Here is a 16,056-nt window from a genome sequence, read left to right on the forward strand (position 1 = left end):
ATTCGTCTGCAGCTTATGGAGTAGTTTGTGGAGTCAGCTAAAGCGTATTTGCGCTCCCTGGTCGGGGACGACCGCTTCTGGATTGCCGAAATCTTTTTCATTGTCCTGATTACCGCACTGGCCTCCTGGTTGGTGGGGCGCTTCATCCTGCAGCTCCAGGCGCGGGCAGCGCGCACCGTCAACCCGTGGGATGATGCGCTGGCCAACTCCATCAATCCGCCGGCATCGATTTTGATCTGGCTGTTGGGCTTGTCCGTTGCGGCTGCTCGCACTGCGGCCACCACTGGCTCAGAACTCCTAACCTGGCTTGCGGACAAGCCGCGGGCGGTCGGCTTTGTGGTGGTTATCGCTTGGTTCGGTTTGCGCTTTGCCAAAGAGGTAGAGCGGAATCTGGCGGATCCTCGCTATATGCATAAGCCGATCGATGCCACTACGGTGCGCGCCATCGGCAAGCTGGTGCGTGCGTCGATCATGATTACCGCTGCGCTGGTGATAATGCAGCGCCTTGGGTATAGCGTGAGTGGCGTGTTGGCGATGGGCGGTATTGGCGGCCTCGCGATCGGTTTTGCGGCGAAGGACCTCCTGGCAAACTTCTTTGGTGGTCTGATGATTTATCTGGATCGCCCGTTCAAGGTAGGCGACTGGGTGCGCTCTCCAGACCAGGAGATCGAGGGGACCGTAGAAGATATTGGCTGGCGCCTGACCAGGATTCGCACCTTCGACAAGCGCCCTCTGTATATCCCCAACGGTACCTTCACGCAGATCTCGGTGGAAAACCCGTCGCGCATGTTGAATCGCCGTATTTATGAAACCATCGGCATTCGCTATGAAGACGCGCACTTGATGGAGACTGTGGTGGGTGAGGTGCGCCGCATGCTGGAGCAGCACCCGGAAATTGATACCAACCAAACACTCATTGTGAACTTCAACTCGTTCGCGCCGTCTTCACTGGATTTCTTTATTTACACTTTCACCAAGACCACCGAGTGGGTTCGCTACCACGAGATCAAACAGGACGTGCTGCTGAAAATCCTCAAGATTATTGAGGCGCAGGGCGCGTCTTGTGCATTCCCTACGTCCACGTTGCATATATCCGAGTTGCCGGAACTGGCCATTGCAGACCGCTCTGCCGGAGCGCGCGGGCCGGTCGGCGCTTAAGCGGGCTCGCTTAAATTGCGCAATAGTCAGCTTAGTGACGCGGGCTTAATTTCAAGCTGCCCCCCGGCTTGAGCACAAGGTACCAAGGCTTTTGGGACCTTTTGGGCTAATTTGGTGATTTATTGCGCATTGTTGGTGAGAAGTAACATTAATTTCACGTGCAAACCTAGACAGTGGCGCAGTTTTATCTAAGAATCGGTAAGGACCTGTTTGATAGATTGAACAGGTGCTTCGAGAAAGTGTCCGCCCTCACGGAGGATTGGGCACCCAAATTGGGGTAGGCGAATCGCCCGCAACCTGGGTGAGCGCAATAACAATAAAAGAGGTTGGCTTAATGAGTGATCGCGTTACGGGTACTGTGAAGTGGTTTAATAACGCCCGGGGTTATGGTTTTATCACCAGCTCGGAAGGTTCCGAGGATATTTTTGTTCATTACCGCAGCATCCGCGGCGACGGCTACAAGACCTTGAATGAAGGTCAGGCAGTCGAGTTTGAAATGCAGCAGGGCGACAAAGGCCTGTTGGCAGAAGACGTGGTTCTCTGCGAGTAATTCGCCAACCATCTCAGGGCGACTGCCGGAATTGATTCCGGTAGCGCACAAAGAAAAAGCCCGCAGGGTAGTGCTTGATTGGCATTTCCCTTTGGGCTTTTTTTGTGTCTCTAGATTGCGGGGCGCGCAGGCTGCGCCCTCACAATAGCTATCAGGATCTATCAGAGCCCGATTGGCCCATCCCGGCGCCAATGCAACTTCCCCGTACCCTCGATTATCCGGCGCCTACGACGCGTAGCAACTGGCCACAGAACCAGGCTGCGTAAGTACCGAGGGCGTAACCCATAACCGCGAGCAGTACGCCAACCGGAGCGAGCGACGGGTGGAAGGCTGCTGCGACCACCGGTGCTGAGGCCGCGCCACCGACATTCGCCTGGCTCCCGACGGCCATGAAGAAGAGCGGTGCCTTGATCAGCTTGGCGACCAGCAGCAATAGGCCCGCGTGCACGGCCATCCAGATCAAGCCGAGCACGAACAGCTCTGGGCTATCGCTAAGCGCGGTAATGTCCATGTGGGTGCCGATAGTGGCAACCAGGAAGTAGATAAAGATCGTGCCGATCTTGGAAGCGCCGGCACCTTCCAGTTTTTTCGCCGGTGAAAACGCCATGGCCACGCCAAGGGTTGTGGCGATGATGATCAGCCAGAAGAATTGACTGGTAAAGCTGAAGCGTGCGAGCTGCGGTGCGTTAGCCTGGAACCAGGGCGCGAGGAAGTCTGCACCTGCGTGCGCGATGGCGGTAATGCCGAATCCCACCGCGGCGATAAGCATCAGGTCTTGCACGGTAGGGTTGCGCGCGTGTTTGCGCTGCATCGTCTCTACGCGCTCTCTGAGCGTATCGATGGCGCTGGTATCCGCACCAGACTTGGCATCGATTTTTTTCGCGTTGCCGGCCATGATCAACAGTACCGCCATCCACAAGTTGGCGATGATCACGTCCACCGCCACCATTGCAGAGAACACCTGCCCACCCACATCGAACACTTCTTTCATTGCTGCCTGGTTCGCGCCACCGCCAATCCAGCTGCCGGCAACGGTTGTCATGCCGCGCCAGATTGCATCCGGGCCGTTGCCATTCAGCAGGCTCGGATCAATCGCCGACATGATCAGTAGGGCGAGGGGCCCTCCGATAACAATACCCAGGGTGCCGGTAAGAAACAGAATCAGCGCCTTGGGTCCAAGATTGATAATGCCCTTCAGGTCGACACTCAGGGTGAGCAACACCAGGCTGGCAGGCAACAGGTAGCGTGACGCAACGAAATACAGGTTCGAGTTGTGCGCATCGATAATGTGAAAGGTAGTTAGTAGCGAAGGCAGGAAGTAACAAAGTAATAGCGCTGGAACAAAGCGGTAAAAGCGTTTCCAGAAACGCTGTTCACTGCCCGCGGTATAGAAAACAAAACCGAGAATAGCGGCGAGTAGACCCAGAATAATGGCGTCATTGGTAATCATTGGATATCGATCCGTTTTTATTATTCGATAAGTTTATTTGGGCCAGATACGAAGACGGCCCCGTTGGGGGCCGTTTTCGCACATCGCGCCTCGCGTCGATTGCGATTATTCAGACTGAAGCAGGGGGTCCTGCTCTTCATCCTCTGTCTGCTCTACGGTGCGCACTTCGATGAGCACGCCCAATTTGGGGTGGTCAATATAGTGCAGCTCGCCGCTGCGCAGTCTGCGTTCTTCCTGAAGTACAGCAACTCGCTCCGCGATTTTTTCCACGGGCAATGCCGGCGTGTTTTCTTCGTCACCAAATGAGGCAAAGTCTGCGCTGGTGCTGAAAGAATTGCTGCTGTTAAAGGAACTGGTGGCAGGTTCGGCCGACGCCCCCAGGCCGAGCGGCTCGCTTTCTGCTACCGGTAGCAAGGGCGCGCGGGGCTGAGTCGGAACGGCAATACCTTGGGCGCTCGTGGAATCCGCTTGCTGTGGCTCCATATTCCAGCCGGTCGGTTGGAGCTGCGGTTGCTGCGCCCATTCGCTGAACCAGAGGTCGGTACTCAGGTGCAGGTAGCGCGAAACGCTAATGGTAACGCTGCCTTCTAGCTGATGATGTTCATCGCTTGGGGTGCCGCCGTTAATCAGGACCGCAGGCGCATTGCGCTCAGTTTGCAGAACCTGTCGCCAGGTCTTGTGGAACAGCACGGTGTAGCGCGGATTGCGGTTAAGGCTGGCCACCTTGTTGTTCAGCTGGTTGGCGGCCGGCTCCAGTGCCGGCAACAGCGGGTCGTTGGCGGACGGCGAGTTGAAGTCGACCCAGTGCTTGTCATAAGCGAGTTCGGGGGTGGCCGGCCAGGTCTCGCGGGAGGTCTGCATGCCTTCCTCGCGGGAGAAGACGACCATTTCGATTTCAAACTGCGTGCCTGCGTATCCGGCCGCCTGGGCCTCCGCCACACAAAACGCGGCGCTGAGGGCGAGGAGGGTAGAGTTCGCCAGTCGCTGGAACGGCTTGTTGGGGCCCTTAGTGACCCGGTTGAAAAATCTGGTCATTATATATACCGCGTTGGTCTTAGCTGCATTCTTTGGCGGCTTGGGTGCCGGCCCGCCAGCCCAGCAATCCTGAACATTGCGTTTGGCTGGCGGATATTTCGGCCATCTTAGCACCCTTTGCGGCCCGGATCTGCGTCATCTGCCGCTATTGCGACAGCTGTTGCAGTACGTCGTTGACCTGCTGCAGGCGCTGCTCCGGGCCACTTTCGTCGAGCGCGAAGTTGAGGTGGTTTGCCCCCTGCAGCTGGAAGGTGGTCGGGCGGCTCTGCACCAGTTTCACCAGTGTCAGCGGGTCCACCTTCGCGTTGTCGGCAAACTCAATGCGTCCGCGGCTCGCAGAGGCTTCCAGCTTGCGGATACCCATCTGGTTGGCGTTGAGTTTGATCTCGGTGATGCGGAACAGATGCTTCAGCGGCTCCGGGAACAAGCCGAACCGGTCGATCATTTCTACCTGCAGTTCTTTCAGGGCGTTTTTGTCTTCCGCATTGGCGATGCGTTTGTACATGATCAGGCGGCTGTGTACGTCCGGCAGGTAGTCCTCCGGAATCAGTGCCGGTACGCGCAGGTTGACGTCGACCGCGGGGGATTCCAGCGGCTCGTCGATATTCGGCGTGCGCCCCTCGCGAATGGCCTTGACCGCATGGTCCAGCATTTCCATATACAGGTTGAAGCCAACGCTCTGGATCTGTCCGCTTTGCTCTTCGCCCAGCAGTTCCCCGGCACCGCGGATCTCCAGGTCGTGGGTGGCGAGAGTAAAGCCCGCTCCCAGGTCCTGGGCTTCGCTGATCGCTTCGAGCCGTTTCACTGCATCGCCGGTCATTGCCCGCTTATTCGGGGTCAACAGATAGGCGTAGGCCTGGTGGTGGGAGCGGCCCACACGGCCACGCAGTTGGTGTAGCTGTGCCAGGCCAAACTTGTCGGCGCGCTCAATCAGGATGGTGTTGGCACTGGGGATGTCGATGCCGGTCTCGATGATGGTGGTACACACCAGCACATTGAAGCGCTTGTGGTAGAAATCACTCATCACCTGCTCGAGCTCACGCTCGCGCATCTGGCCGTGGCCAATGCCGATGCGGGCCTCGGGTACCAGTTCCTGAAGTTCCCGGGCGATACGCTCGATACTCTTCACTTCGTTGTGCAGGAAGTACACCTGACCGCCGCGCAGAATCTCCCGCAGAATCGCTTCTTTAATCAGCGCATCGTCGCGCTCGCGCACAAAGGTTTTTACCGAGAGGCGGCGAGCCGGCGGTGTGGCGATCACAGACAGGTCGCGAATGCCCGCCATGGCCATATTCAATGTCCGAGGAATCGGGGTTGCGGTAAGGTTGAGGATGTCTACCTCAGAGCGCAGGCTCTTGAGTTTTTCTTTCTGGCGCACCCCGAAGCGGTGTTCCTCATCGATGATCAGCAGCCCCAGGTTTTTAAACTTGAGATCGCTTTGCAGCAGCTTGTGGGTGCCAACGAGAATATCGACTTTGCCTTCGGCGACACGCTGTTTAATGGCTTCCACTTCTTTATTGCTGCGGAAGCGGGAAATTACCTCGATAGAAATAGGCCAGTCGGCGAAGCGGTCCTGTAGCGACTGGAAGTGCTGTTGTGCCAGCAGGGTGGTGGGTACCAGCATGGCAACCTGTTTGCCGCCGTGCGCGGCCACGAAAGCTGCACGCATGGCCACTTCGGTTTTACCAAAGCCCACATCGCCACACACCAGTCGGTCCATCGGCTTGTCGGAGAGCATGTCTCCCACCACGGCTTCAATGGCGAGTTGCTGGTCCGGGGTCTCCTCAAACGGGAAGCCAGCGGTGAATTCGCGATACGCGAGTCCCGGGTCGCCAAATGCATGGCCGATGCGTGCCTCGCGCCGTGCATAGATGTCGAGTAGTTCTGCCGCCGCATCGCGGACTTTTTCCGCGGCCTTGCGCTTGGCTTTTTGCCAGCTTTCGCTGCCCAGCTTGTGCAGTGGGGCCAGTTCTTCGTCGGCGCCGGAGTAGCGACTGATCAGGTGCAGGCTGGCCACCGGTACATACAGCTTGGCGCCGTCACCATATTCCAGGGTAAGAAATTCTGCGGGCTGGCTGTCGATATCGAGGCTCTGCAGGCCTTTATAGCGGCCGACCCCGTGATCGATATGCACGACCGGTGCATCGATACGCAGTTCCGCCAGGTTTTTAACCGCGTTGTCCGCTTCCTCTTTTGCCTTACGGCGTCTGCGTTGCTGCAGTACCCGGTCGCCAAACAGTTGTGGTTCTGCGATCAGGTTGAGCTGCGGGTCTTCGAGAATCAGGCCCTGGTCGATAGGGGAGACGGTAATTGCAATTTGATCGTCACCGTCAACAAAGTCCTGCCAGCAATCGAGCGTCTTCGGTTTCAGGCGAATGCCACTGAGCAGTTCCAGCAGTGCCTCGCGTCGGCCCCCGCTTTCTGCACAAAACAGCACGCGGCCTTTGTACTCCATTAAGTAGGCTTCGAGCGCTTTCAACGGCTGTTCGGATTTGCCATCTACCGGCAGGCTTGGTGGGGTGCCGGTAGCGAAGTTGTAATTGCCTTCCGCCTCCGGGAGCGATTCGTTGGAGAAGAAGGCGCGCGGCAGGTGCTTCAGGGCTCCGTAGAACTCGTCCACATTGAGCAGTACCTGGCCTGGTTCCAGAATCGGGCGGGTCAGGTCGCCGCGGCGGCTCTCGTAGCGGTTTTCTGCTTCCCGCCAGAAGGATTCCACCGGCTGCTTGAGGTCGCCCTGGATAAACACCTGGCTGCGCTCGGGCAGGTAGTCAAACAGGCTTGCGCACTCATCAAAAAACAGCGGCAAGTAGTATTCGATCCCGGCGGGAGCGATGCCGGCACTGATGTCTTGGTAGATGGATACCGGGCCCGGATCACAATCAAACTGCCCGTGCCAGCGCTCGAGAAACTTCGCCAGCGCCAGCTTGTGCATGGGGAATTCACGCGCCGGCAGCAGATCGATTTGGTCGACCTTGTCCACGGTACGCTGGTCTTCCGGATCGAAGGTGCGCAGGGATTCGATTTCGTCGTCAAACAGATCGATGCGGTAGGGCAGGTTGCTGCCCATTGGGAAGATGTCCATCAGCGAGCCGCGTACGGCGAATTCACCGTGTTCATATACCGTATCAACACAGTGGTATCCGGCTTGCTCGAGCAGTTTGCGTTGAGCGTTCAGGTCGAACTTCTGTCCTTCCTTCAATACCAGGGCGTTGCCCGCGACATAATCCTTGGGTGCTAAACGGTGCAGTAGCGTGCTTACCGGCACAATCACGATGCCGCTGCCCATCTGAGGCAATCGGTATAGGGTGGCCAGGCGATCTGAGATGATGTCCTGGTGGGGAGAGAAGGTGTCGTAGGGCAGGATTTCCCAGTCCGGGAACTGGAAAATTTCCAGCGCGGCATCGACCGTCTGATCGCCCGCCTGATTGGTGTCGCCGTCTGCCCCATCTCGCCGCGGCTTGTTAAAAAATTTCAGCTGCACCTCAAGTTGATGTGCGTCCTGGCTGTTGCGGGCGATCAGCAGGGTTGGCGCTGAGCTCGACTGAGCGGCCTTCAGAATGGCGAGGGCTGCGCTGGCGCCGTGTAGCTGCCCCCAGAATTGGCGGTCATTCTGGCTGCGAAATGCGGGCGGGGACAAAGGGGGGAGCTGACTCATCTTTCCTTATAATTCCGTGCTTTCTGACCGGTCTCGGCCTTGGAGGGCACGTATTGTAGCGGTGAACCGCCGAGCTTGCAGGTCGGTGTTTTTGGGGTTTGTGGTAGGGGCGTTCGGGCAGGGTGGTTATGCCGAGAAAAAAGCCGTTTTTTCCGTTTCCGGAATGTAGTTTAACTACAGTTTTTAGGCCATTTTTTGCTCGGTTGCGCGGCCAGATTTGAATACACATAATTCGCCCGCCTTCCGGTTGGAGGCAGGATTTTGAGCCATTCTTAACATTCACGTGGCCCAAATTACGCAGCTTGTACTCCGGCCAGGGCGAGACCCAAATTTACCCTTTGCAGAGGTGTCTGACTGTGACTCAGAAGCGACCGAAGCCCGCTGACTTTTTCAAGGACTGGAAAGCGCGTGAAGCGCTGGCGGAATCCATGATTCCGATGATTGGCAAGCTCAACCGGGAAAGTAATGTCGGCATTTATATGTACGGCAAGAACCTGGTGAACCGCTCCGTTCTCACCATTATGAAGGCGCATCGTTTTGTGCGTCAGGTTGAGGAAAACGAGCTGTCTGAGTTTGAGACCTATCCAGTTCTCGAGGCGATCTGCAAACTCGACCTGGGCCCGGTGCATATCGACCTGGGTACCCTCACCAACAAATACATGCGCGACGAGCGCGGCCTGTCTATTGAAGACTTCGTGCGCGAAGAGCTTTCCGACGCCTCTGGTGCCGGTAAGCCGCTGCCTGAGTCCCAGGATGTGGTGATCTACGGTTTCGGCCGTATTGGCCGTCTGGTAGCGCGCCTGCTGATCGAAAAAGCGGGCAGTGGCGATGTGCTGCGCCTGCGTGCAATCGTACTGCGTAAAGGCAAGGCGGATAACGACCTGGTCAAGCGCGCCTCCCTGTTGCGTCGCGATTCCGTACACGGCGCTTTCAACGGCACCATTCGTGTAGACGAAGAGACCAGCACGCTGATCTGCAACGGCAACGAAGTAAAGGTCATCTACGCGAACTCCCCGGAAGAGGTGGATTACACCGAGCACGGCATCAATAACGCCCTGATCGTCGACAGCACCGGCGTGTGGCGTGACGAAGCGGGCCTGTCCCAGCACCTGGAGTGCAAGGGTGCCTCCAAGGTACTGCTGACTGCGCCGGGCAAGGGCGACCTGAAGAACATCGTTTACGGCATCAACAACGACGACATCAAGCCGGAAGATAAGATCCTTTCTGCGGCCTCCTGTACCACCAACGCCATCGTGCCGGTACTGAAGGCGATGATGGACAAGTTCGGTGTTGAGCACGGTCACGTAGAAACCGTACACGCCTACACCAACGACCAGAACCTGATCGACAACTACCACAAGGGTGAGCGCCGTGGCCGCTCTGCCGCCCTCAACATGGTGTTGACCGAGACTGGTGCTGCCAAGGCGGTATCCAAGGCGCTGCCGGAGTTGAAGGGCAAGCTGACCGGTAACGCGATCCGCGTTCCGACCCCGAACGTGTCCATGGCGATCCTGAACCTGCGTCTGGGCAAGGAGACCACCAAGGACGAGTTGAACGAGTACCTGCGCGATGTGGCGCTGCACTCGCCGCTGCGTCAGCAGATCGACTTCACCAACTCGCCGGAAGTGGTTTCCAGCGATTTTGTCGGCTCCCGTCGCGCCTGTGTGTTTGACTCTACCGCCACCATTGTCGAAGACGACAATGCGGTGCTCTACTGCTGGTACGACAACGAGTTCGGCTACAGCTGTCAGGTAGTGCGCTGTCTGGAGGATATGGCTGGCGTGCGTTACGAGCTGTTCCCAAAGAAGGACTGATCTCGACGCTCTAGTCAGAGGGATTGATCTGCGTGATCACTGGTTGACCAGATTGATCCCGCGCCACCCCGGTTGCAATGGCCGGCGGTGGCGCCTCCAACTAAAGTCTTTGTTTTTTCAGCAAAAATTTCCTCATCTGGGGCCGATTTGACCCCATCTGCTCTGGTAAACCCCCTGTACGATCCTTATAATGCGCGCGATTTTGCGGGGCTGCCGTGTGCCGGGAAATCAACGCATAGACTGCGGGTTGCCAAGGCAATAGCAGTGCGTTGCTCCCGGACTCTGAGTCATTTCTTCATATTACCTGTGGTGCCGGCCGGCGTTGCCCGTCGGGCTTAAGGCTGCTGATTAGTAGCTACTCTTTACAGAGTTCACCTCGAGGCTTGTGTCGGCTCAATTTGGCCTAAGCCCCCGCGCAAAGGTTTCTTCTTACTCCGGGCTCAAAAGGCCCAGAAAATTTTAAAACCTACTAAATCTACCAACTTAGAACTTAGGCACAGGCGTATGAGAAAGATCCGTCGGGGATTGGATTTACCCATATCCGGCGCGCCCGAGCAGGTCATCCACGATGGCCCTGCAGCCAAGACTGTTGCGGTGGTTGGTCCCGATTACAACGGGATGAAGCCCACCATGGCAGTTGCGGAAGGGGATAGCGTCAAACTCGGACAATTGCTGTTCACTGACAAAAAGACGGACGGTGTACGCTATACCGCTCCGGCTGCGGGCCGCGTAGTAGCGGTTAACCGTGGCGTTCGTCGTGTACTGCAATCCGTAGTGATTGAAGTAGAAGGCGACGAAGCTGAGCAATTTGCGAGCTACAGCGCTGACCAGCTGGGCAGCCTGACTGCAGAGCAGGTTCGCGAGAACCTGGTCGAGTCCGGTCTGTGGACCGCACTGCGTACCCGCCCGTACAGCAAAGTGCCGGCGCTGGACGCCGAGCCTTCTGCGCTCTTCATCAATGCGATGGATACCAATCCGCTGGCAGCCGACCCGGTTGTGGTGATTGCCGAGCAGCGTGAAGCGTTTGCACAGGGTGTTGAAATCCTGTCCAAGCTGGCAGACAAGACCTTCGTCTGTACCGCTCCGGACGCCGATATTCCGGTACCGAGCGTTGCCACTGTTCAGCGCGAAGCCTTTGCTGGCCCGCACCCCGCTGGTCTGTCTGGTACCCACATCCACTTCCTGCACCCGGTTAAGCCCGGTCGCCAGGTTTGGACCATCGGTTATCAGGACGTGATCGCGGTAGGCAAGCTGTTCGAAACCGGCAAGCTGTTCACCGACCGTGTTGTTGCCCTGGGTGGCCCGCGTGTAACCAAGCCGCGTCTTCTGCGCACCCGTCTGGGCGCCGATCTGACAGCGCTGGTCGCCGGTGAAACCGAAGGTGCTGACAACCGCGTAATCTCCGGTTCCGTATTCGGTGGTCGCACCGCCAACGGAGCGCTGGGTTACCTGGGTCGCTACCACAACCAGGTGAGCGTGCTGGAAGAGGGCCGTGAGCGCCCGATGCTGCACTACTTCACGCCTGGTGCGAACCGCTTCTCTGTGCTGCCGATCTACGTCAGCAACTTCCTGAAGAACAAACTGTTCAACTTCACCACCAGTGCCAACGGCTCCGAGCGTGCCATGGTGCCGATCGGTGTTTACGAGCGTGTTATGCCGCTGAACGTCCTGCCGACTCAGCTCCTGCGTGCGCTGATCGTGGGTGATACCCAGGTAGCTCAGCAGCTGGGCGCCCTGGAACTGGACGAAGAAGATCTGGCCCTGTGTACCTTCGTGTGCCCGGGCAAGTATGAGTTTGGCCCCATCCTGCGGGACAACCTGACCCGTATTGAGAAGGAGGGCTAAGACATGTTGCGTAAATTTTTAGACTCCATCGAGCCGCACTTCCATAAGGGCGGTAAGTATGAAAAGTTCTACGCGCTGTACGAGGCCATCGATACTGGTTTGTTCCAGCCGGCCGACCGTACCAAGACCACCGCGCACGTGCGCGACGGTATTGACCTGAAGCGCATCATGATCACCGTTTGGGCCTGCGCCATGCTGGCCGCTTTCTTTGGTATGTGGAATATCGGCTACCAGGCCAATACCATCATCGCCAACAGCGGTGCGACTGAGTTCGAAGGCTGGCGCCACGCCATTATTGGCGCACTGACCAGCTACAACGCGGCAAGCATCTGGGACAACTTTGTCTACGGTGCCATGTACTTCCTGCCGATCTACCTGACGACCTTCATCGTTGGTGGTATCTGGGAAGTGCTGTTCGCTGCAGTACGTGGCCACGAAGTAAACGAAGGTTTCTTTGTTACTTCTATCCTGTTTGCCCTGACCTGTCCGCCAGACCTGCCTCTGTGGATGGTGGCCATGGGCATCAGCTTCGGTGTGGTAATTGGTAAGGAAGTATTCGGTGGTACCGGTAAAAACTTCCTCAACCCCGCACTGAGTGGTCGTGCATTCCTGTACTTCGCTTACCCGGCCTCCATGTCCGGTGACACTGTGTGGACCGCCGTAGACGGCTACACCGGCGCAACCGCGCTGTCTGTACTGGCGAGCGAAGGCGTGCAGAACGGCGTGATCAACGCTGCTGCTGGCCCTCTGACCTGGTGGGATGCCTTCTTCGGCAACATGCACGGTTCCATTGGTGAAACCTCCACCTTCGTCATCTTTATTGCCGGCGCCATCCTGCTGAGCATGCGCATTGCCAGCTGGCGTATCGTTGCCGGTACTCTGCTGGGCATGATGGCCACGTCCCTCATGTTCAACATGATTGGCTCCGAGACCAATGCCTTCTTCAATGTGCCTTGGTACTGGCACCTGGTTGTTGGTGGTTTCGCGTTTGGTCTGATGTTCATGACCACCGACCCTGTATCTGCAGCCATGACCAATGTTGGTCGCTGGTGGTACGGCATTCTGATCGGTGTGATGACTGTTCTGATTCGTGTTGTGAATCCGGCGTTCCCAGAAGGCATCATGCTGGCCATTCTGTTCGCGAACCTGTTCGCACCGCTGTTTGACCACTTCGTTGTGCAGTCCCATATCAAGCGGAGGTTGGCACGTGGCTAATAAAGATTCTGTAAAAGGTACTCTGCTGGTCGCGCTGGTACTGTGTATTGTCTGCTCCGTGGTGGTTTCCACCGCGGCAGTAATGCTCAAGCCCACGCAGAAGGCCAATGCCGAGCTGGATATGAAAAAGAACGTGTTGCTGGCTGGTGGCCTGATCACTCCTGATCAGACCAGCCGCAAGGCGATCGAAGAAGCCTTCGGCAACGTAACCATCAAGTACGTAGACCTGCGTACCGGCAAGTTCACTGACGAGGCTCCGGCCGGTGGCAGTGGTCGTGCTGCAGCGAAAGTCCCGAGCGCCAGTGAAAAACTGCCGGCCGATCAGGACATCGCCAAAATTATCCGCCGCGAGAACATCAAAGAGGTGTATCTGGTGGAGGAGAATGGCGAGATGGAACGCATCATCCTGCCGGTTCGTGGTTATGGCCTTTGGGGTCAGCTCTACGGCTTCCTGGCTCTGGAGAAAGACCTCAACACCGTTGCTGGTCTGGGCTTCTACGAGCACAAAGAAACTCCTGGACTGGGTGGTGAAGTAGACAACCCGCGCTGGAAGTCTCAGTGGGAAGGTAAGGAAGTGTACGACGCCGATGGCGGCGTAGATATTTCCGTAATCAAAGGCAGTGTTGATCAGAACAGCCCGCAGGCTATCCACCAAGTGGACGGCCTGTCTGGTGCAACTCTGACCAGCAAAGGCGTCGACAACCTGGTCAAGTTCTGGCTTGGCAATGACGGTTTCGGTCCCTTCCTGAAACACCTGAAAGCAGGGGAGGCATAAGCATGAGCACCAAGTTGAAAGACACTCTGCTGGACCCGATTTTCAAAAATAACCCCATTACGCTGCAGATCCTTGGTATCTGTTCCGCATTGGCGGTAACCAGCTCGCTGCAAGTGACCCTGGTAATGTGTGTTGCGTTGACCACCGTTGTGGCCTTCTCCAACACCGCCGTGTCACTGATCCGTAAGCAGATCCCGAACAGCATCCGGATCATCGTGCAGATGACCGTGATTGCCTCTCTGGTAATTCTGGTTGACCAGGTATTGAAGGCGTACGCCTACGATATCTCCAAGCAGCTCTCGGTATTCGTTGGTCTGATTATCACCAACTGTATCGTAATGGGCCGCGCCGAAGCCTTCGCCATGAAGCACGGTCCGAAGGACAGCTTCTTCGACGGTGTTGGTAACGGTCTGGGTTACAGCGTGATTCTGATTGGTCTGGCATTCATCCGTGAACTCTTTGGCGCGGGCAAACTGTTCGGTGTTGAGATCCTGCAAACCGTGAACAACGGTGGCTGGTACGTACCGAATGGCATGCTGCTGCTGCCGCCGAGTGCCTTCTTCCTGATTGGCCTGTTTATCTGGGCGATCCGTGCCTGGAAGCCGGAGCAGGTAGAAGAGGATGAGTTCAAGATTGCGCCGAATTCCAAAATGCCTCTGGCGCAACAGGAGGCCTGATCGATGGAACATTTTATTTCTCTCATCATCCGCGCCGTTTTCGTAGAAAACATGGCGTTGGCCTTCTTCCTGGGGATGTGTACCTTCCTCGCGGTATCCAAGAAGGTTGAAGCGGCGATTGGTCTCGGTGTTGCGGTAATCGTAGTACTGACCATCACCGTTCCGGTGAATAACCTGATTTACACCTACCTGCTGAAAGACGGTGCGCTGGCCTGGGCTGGCTATCCGAATGTAGACCTGAGCTTCCTCGGTCTGCTGTCTTACATCGGCGTAATCGCAGCTCTGGTTCAGATCCTGGAAATGTTCCTGGATAAGTATGTACCGGCGCTGTACAACGCCCTGGGTGTATTCCTGCCGCTGATTACCGTGAACTGCGCCATCATGGGTGCGTCTCTGTTCATGGTGGAGCGCGAATACAATTTTGGTGAAAGTGTTGCCTACGGCTTCGGTGCTGGTCTGGGTTGGGCGCTGGCGATTGCAGCTCTGGCGGGTATCCGCGAGCGCATGAAGTACAGCGACGTACCGGACGGCCTGAAAGGCCTGGGTATCACCTTCATTACCGTTGGTCTCATGTCGCTGGGCTTCATGTCCTTCGGCGGCATCGACATCTAAGCGGGGAGGTTGAATAACATGGAATTAACGGATATTTATTTCGGCGTTGGCATGTTCACCGTCATCGTGATCGCGCTGGTAGCCATCATCCTGGTTGCCCGCTCACGTCTGGTGAACACCGGTGACGTCAACATCCTGGTAAACGGTGAGAAAACTCTCACCGTTCCTGCCGGTGGTAAGTTGCTGCAGACCCTTGCAGCCAACAACCTGTTCCTGGCCTCCGCCTGTGGTGGCGGTGGCTCCTGTGCACAGTGCGTTTGTACTGTGAACGAAGGTGGCGGCGACATGCTGCCAACCGAAGCTGCACACTTCACCCCGCGTGAAGCGAAGGAAGGCAAGCGCCTTTCCTGTCAGGTTGCAGTTAAGCAGGACATGAAAATTGAAGTGCCGGAAGAAGTGTTTGGTGTGAAGCAGTGGGAATGCACTGTGGAATCCAATCCGAACGTGGCAACTTTCATTAAAGAGCTGACCCTGAAGCTGCCGGAAGGCGAGAACGTCGACTTCCGTGCGGGTGGTTACGTACAGCTGGAAGCGCCGCCCCATCACGTGAAATTCTCCGATTTCGATATCGAGGAAGAGTACCGCGGTGACTGGGAGCACTTCGGCTTCTTTAACCTGGAGTCCAAGGTTACCGAGCCAGTGGTTCGCGCCTACTCCATGGCGAACTACCCGGAAGAGAAGGGCGTTGTTAAGTTCAACATCCGTATCGCAACCCCGCCGCCGCGTACCGAAGGTATTCCGCCGGGCCAGATGTCTTCCTACGTCTTCAACCTGAAGCCAGGTGACAAGATGCGTGTGTACGGTCCTTTCGGTGAGTTCTTCGCCAAAGAAACCGACAACGAAATGGTCTTCATCGGTGGTGGTGCCGGTATGGCGCCGATGCGTTCGCACATCTTCGACCAGCTGAAGCGTCTGCACTCCAGCCGCAAGATCAGCTTCTGGTACGGTGCGCGTTCCCTGCGCGAGATGTTCTACGAGGACGACTACAACGGTTTGCAGGAAGAGTTCGATAACTTCAAATGGCATATCGCTCTGTCTGATCCGCAGCCGGAAGACAACTGGGAAGGCTACACAGGCTTCATCCACAACGTAGTGTATGAAAACTATCTGAAGGACCACCCGGCTCCGGAAGACTGTGAGTACTACATGTGTGGGCCGCCCATGATGAACGCGGCGGTAATCAACATGCTGAAAGATTTGGGCGTAGAGGATGAAAACATCCTGCTCGACGACTTCGGTGGTTGATCCAGCATGATTGGATGGAACAACA

General features: G+C 56.8%; 12 protein-coding genes. 9 read left to right on the forward strand and 3 right to left on the reverse strand.

Annotated features, from left to right (window positions below):
- The first annotated feature begins 27 nt into the window (after positions 1-27).
- Positions 28-1,158: a mechanosensitive ion channel family protein gene (locus KUV22_RS02120; protein WP_222227984.1), complete on the forward strand. Its 1,131-nt coding sequence runs from the start codon at positions 28-30 to the stop codon at positions 1,156-1,158.
- A gap of 334 nt (positions 1,159-1,492) precedes the next feature.
- Entirely contained in the window at positions 1,493-1,708 is a 216-nt protein-coding gene (locus tag KUV22_RS02125; RefSeq protein WP_077403076.1) for a cold-shock protein, read from the forward strand.
- A 214-nt stretch (positions 1,709-1,922) separates the two neighbouring features.
- Here KUV22_RS02125 and KUV22_RS02130 read toward each other — a convergent pair whose 3' ends face one another.
- The 3 genes from KUV22_RS02130 to mfd form a co-directional block, all read right to left on the reverse strand.
- The gene (locus tag KUV22_RS02130) at positions 1,923-3,158 is read right to left on the reverse strand and encodes a DUF819 family protein (protein ID WP_222227985.1); all 1,236 of its coding nucleotides are present in this window, start codon (positions 3,156-3,158) and stop codon (positions 1,923-1,925) included.
- A gap of 105 nt (positions 3,159-3,263) precedes the next feature.
- Positions 3,264-4,193, reverse strand: coding sequence for a CsiV family protein (locus KUV22_RS02135; protein ID WP_222227987.1), 930 nt, complete (start codon positions 4,191-4,193; stop codon positions 3,264-3,266).
- Positions 4,194-4,338: 145 nt separating this feature from the next.
- The gene (gene mfd, locus KUV22_RS02140) at positions 4,339-7,848 is read right to left on the reverse strand and encodes a transcription-repair coupling factor (RefSeq protein ID WP_222227989.1); all 3,510 of its coding nucleotides are present in this window, start codon (positions 7,846-7,848) and stop codon (positions 4,339-4,341) included.
- 350 nt (positions 7,849-8,198) lie between these two features.
- Between mfd and KUV22_RS02145 the strand changes: the two genes are divergently transcribed.
- From KUV22_RS02145 to nqrF, 7 genes are all read left to right on the forward strand, one after another.
- Complete coding sequence (locus tag KUV22_RS02145) at positions 8,199-9,662, forward strand: glyceraldehyde-3-phosphate dehydrogenase (protein ID WP_222228755.1); 1,464 nt, start codon at positions 8,199-8,201, stop codon at positions 9,660-9,662.
- A gap of 504 nt (positions 9,663-10,166) precedes the next feature.
- Positions 10,167-11,507: a Na(+)-translocating NADH-quinone reductase subunit A gene (locus KUV22_RS02150; RefSeq protein WP_222227991.1), complete on the forward strand. Its 1,341-nt coding sequence runs from the start codon at positions 10,167-10,169 to the stop codon at positions 11,505-11,507.
- Between the two features lie 3 nt (positions 11,508-11,510).
- On the forward strand, positions 11,511-12,722 hold the full coding sequence (locus KUV22_RS02155; protein ID WP_222227992.1) for an NADH:ubiquinone reductase (Na(+)-transporting) subunit B: 1,212 nt from the start codon (positions 11,511-11,513) through the stop codon (positions 12,720-12,722).
- Positions 12,715-13,497: a Na(+)-translocating NADH-quinone reductase subunit C gene (locus KUV22_RS02160; protein ID WP_222227994.1), complete on the forward strand. Its 783-nt coding sequence runs from the start codon at positions 12,715-12,717 to the stop codon at positions 13,495-13,497. The genes KUV22_RS02155 and KUV22_RS02160 overlap by 8 nt, the downstream gene beginning before the upstream one ends.
- 2 nt (positions 13,498-13,499) lie before the next feature.
- The gene (locus tag KUV22_RS02165) at positions 13,500-14,174 is read left to right on the forward strand and encodes an NADH:ubiquinone reductase (Na(+)-transporting) subunit D (protein ID WP_077403095.1); all 675 of its coding nucleotides are present in this window, start codon (positions 13,500-13,502) and stop codon (positions 14,172-14,174) included.
- A 3-nt stretch (positions 14,175-14,177) separates the two neighbouring features.
- The gene (gene nqrE / locus KUV22_RS02170) at positions 14,178-14,786 is read left to right on the forward strand and encodes an NADH:ubiquinone reductase (Na(+)-transporting) subunit E (RefSeq protein ID WP_077403098.1); all 609 of its coding nucleotides are present in this window, start codon (positions 14,178-14,180) and stop codon (positions 14,784-14,786) included.
- Positions 14,787-14,804: 18 nt separating this feature from the next.
- Positions 14,805-16,031 (forward strand): NADH:ubiquinone reductase (Na(+)-transporting) subunit F, encoded by a 1,227-nt coding sequence (gene nqrF / locus KUV22_RS02175; RefSeq protein ID WP_222227996.1) that lies wholly within the window; start codon positions 14,805-14,807, stop codon positions 16,029-16,031.
- Positions 16,032-16,056 lie beyond the last annotated feature (25 nt).

Source organism: Microbulbifer agarilyticus, assembly GCF_019800665.1.
Classification (GTDB): Bacteria; Pseudomonadota; Gammaproteobacteria; order Pseudomonadales; family Cellvibrionaceae; genus Microbulbifer; species Microbulbifer agarilyticus_C.

Excerpts from the sequence above, each read along its gene's own strand:
- mfd (WP_222227989.1), bottom strand. The coding sequence starts at position 7,848 with ATGAGTCAGCTCCCCCCTTTGTCCCCGCCCGCATTTCGCAGCCAGAAT.
- KUV22_RS02135 (WP_222227987.1), bottom strand. The coding sequence starts at position 4,193 with ATGACCAGATTTTTCAACCGGGTCACTAAGGGCCCCAACAAGCCGTTC.
- KUV22_RS02165 (WP_077403095.1), top strand. The coding sequence starts at position 13,500 with ATGAGCACCAAGTTGAAAGACACTCTGCTGGACCCGATTTTCAAAAAT.
- KUV22_RS02125 (WP_077403076.1), top strand. The coding sequence starts at position 1,493 with ATGAGTGATCGCGTTACGGGTACTGTGAAGTGGTTTAATAACGCCCGG.
- KUV22_RS02130 (WP_222227985.1), bottom strand. The coding sequence starts at position 3,158 with ATGATTACCAATGACGCCATTATTCTGGGTCTACTCGCCGCTATTCTC.
- KUV22_RS02150 (WP_222227991.1), top strand. The coding sequence starts at position 10,167 with ATGAGAAAGATCCGTCGGGGATTGGATTTACCCATATCCGGCGCGCCC.
- nqrE (WP_077403098.1), top strand. The coding sequence starts at position 14,178 with ATGGAACATTTTATTTCTCTCATCATCCGCGCCGTTTTCGTAGAAAAC.
- nqrF (WP_222227996.1), top strand. The coding sequence starts at position 14,805 with ATGGAATTAACGGATATTTATTTCGGCGTTGGCATGTTCACCGTCATC.
- KUV22_RS02155 (WP_222227992.1), top strand. The coding sequence starts at position 11,511 with ATGTTGCGTAAATTTTTAGACTCCATCGAGCCGCACTTCCATAAGGGC.